The sequence below is a fragment of the Caldibacillus sp. 210928-DFI.2.18 genome (assembly GCF_020554505.1).
In the GTDB taxonomy this organism is placed as follows: Bacteria; Bacillota; Bacilli; order Bacillales; family Caldibacillaceae; genus Caldifermentibacillus; species Caldifermentibacillus hisashii.
Genome location: NZ_JAJCHL010000183.1, coordinates 1 through 1,569, shown reverse-complemented (window position 1 = coordinate 1,569; position 1,569 = coordinate 1). Strand labels below are relative to the sequence as shown.

The 1,569-nt window shown below is 35.8% G+C and carries 1 protein-coding gene; it reads right to left on the bottom strand.

All coding sequences use genetic code 11. The features are described from left to right. Window positions 1–366: 366 nt before the first annotated feature. Window positions 367–1,350, bottom strand: a complete 984-nt coding sequence (locus LIZ98_RS17410; RefSeq protein ID WP_041902005.1) for a LacI family DNA-binding transcriptional regulator — start codon at window positions 1,348–1,350, stop codon at window positions 367–369. Between the last annotated feature and the right edge of the window lie 219 nt (window positions 1,351–1,569).

Genomic DNA, 1,569 nt, shown 5'->3' with positions numbered 1-1,569 from the left:
TTAATTGTCTGACTGCCTACTGCTTCAGGAGATACAGCATTTTGGCAAAGGCTCTTAGGAAAAAAGTATAAGAATAAGGGGACAAGGAAGGCTTCGGGAGCGCAGAATCTGCAGTTAAACAAACAATGGCTTTTTCAACTATTGCATCTCAGCCGTAAAAAATTATATTTTTTGGTGAACTAGAGCAGCTTCGGTACATTACCTCGCAAGCGAAAATGTATTTTCGCTGAATACGACTTTGCTATTACCAAAAAGCTCGGACGTCCAAACATCACTACTGCCAATTCTTGTAATAAAATATTTTTAAAATAAACATGAAAGGGGGAATCCAGAACCCATCATCAAGCTTTCCGGATATCCCTCTTTTTAAGCAGTTACACCTTTAATTAATTTTATCGGCAGCTTTGTTTCTAATGGGAAGTCAATAAATTCTCCTTCTATTTCTTTTAGTAGTATTTCCACCGCTGCCTTTGCAATTGCTTCAATGGGTTGTTTAATTGTTGTTAACTCAGGTAGCAGAGTTTGCGCTGTTTCCGTTCCATCATAGCCGACCACTTTTATATCACTCGGAACATTTTTTCCCCGTCTTTTTGCTTCGTTTATAAAAGAAGCGGCAAATAAATCATTCGTTGCAAAAACACCATCTACTTCCGGGTATTCACTAAACACTTTTCTAATAATAGCCAAATGACTGTTTGGATCAAATACCCCGGGAATTTCATATATTTTAGGTATTTTCCCATGTTTTTCCATTACATTTAGATATGCTTTTCTCCGTAATCTGGCCGGCGTTTCTAATTCACCGATCCCATCAATTAAAACAATATGATTGCACCCGTTTGAAATTAATAATTCTGTTGCTATTTTGCCTCCTTCATAATTATCCGAGCAGACAACCGGAATTGTTTCAGACAAATAACGGTCAATCGCAACTACAGCTAATCCTTGTTTCTTGTAATTCAAAATTCCTCGGTTATGTGTTCCAACAATGATCCCATCTACCTGATTTCTTAATAACATTTCTAAGTATTTCTCTTCTTTATCAATCTGGTTTAAACTATTGCAAAGTAATACTTTATATCCAAATGAAGCACAGATATTCTCTAAATAAAACGATAGTTCCCCAAAAAACGGATTTGAAGTAGTTGGTAAGATTAAACCGATCAAATTGGAACGTTTATTAAATAAAGAGCGGGCAACATCATTTGGAAAATAGTTTAGTTCTTCCATTGCTTTTTGCACTTTTTCTCTTGTTTCGTTACTTATATAACCACGATTATTTAAAACTCGTGAAACTGTCGTTCGTGAAACTCCAGCTAATTTGGCCACATCTTCAATTTTTGGCTTCATTAAATTTCCTCCTGCAAAAAAATCCAAACATTGTTTAATCCGATTATAACATAAAAAATGGTCTTCCCTAACTATGTCGGTTACAATTCCAGTTTTCAAGGTACTCTCATGACAGAAGCCTATAGTCGTGTAGAGTTGGCGGCTGTTTCAACACGTAATGGTTAATCGTAAGCCCGAAATAAAAAAATAAACGTACCTTCACGGTACGTACTACAAATA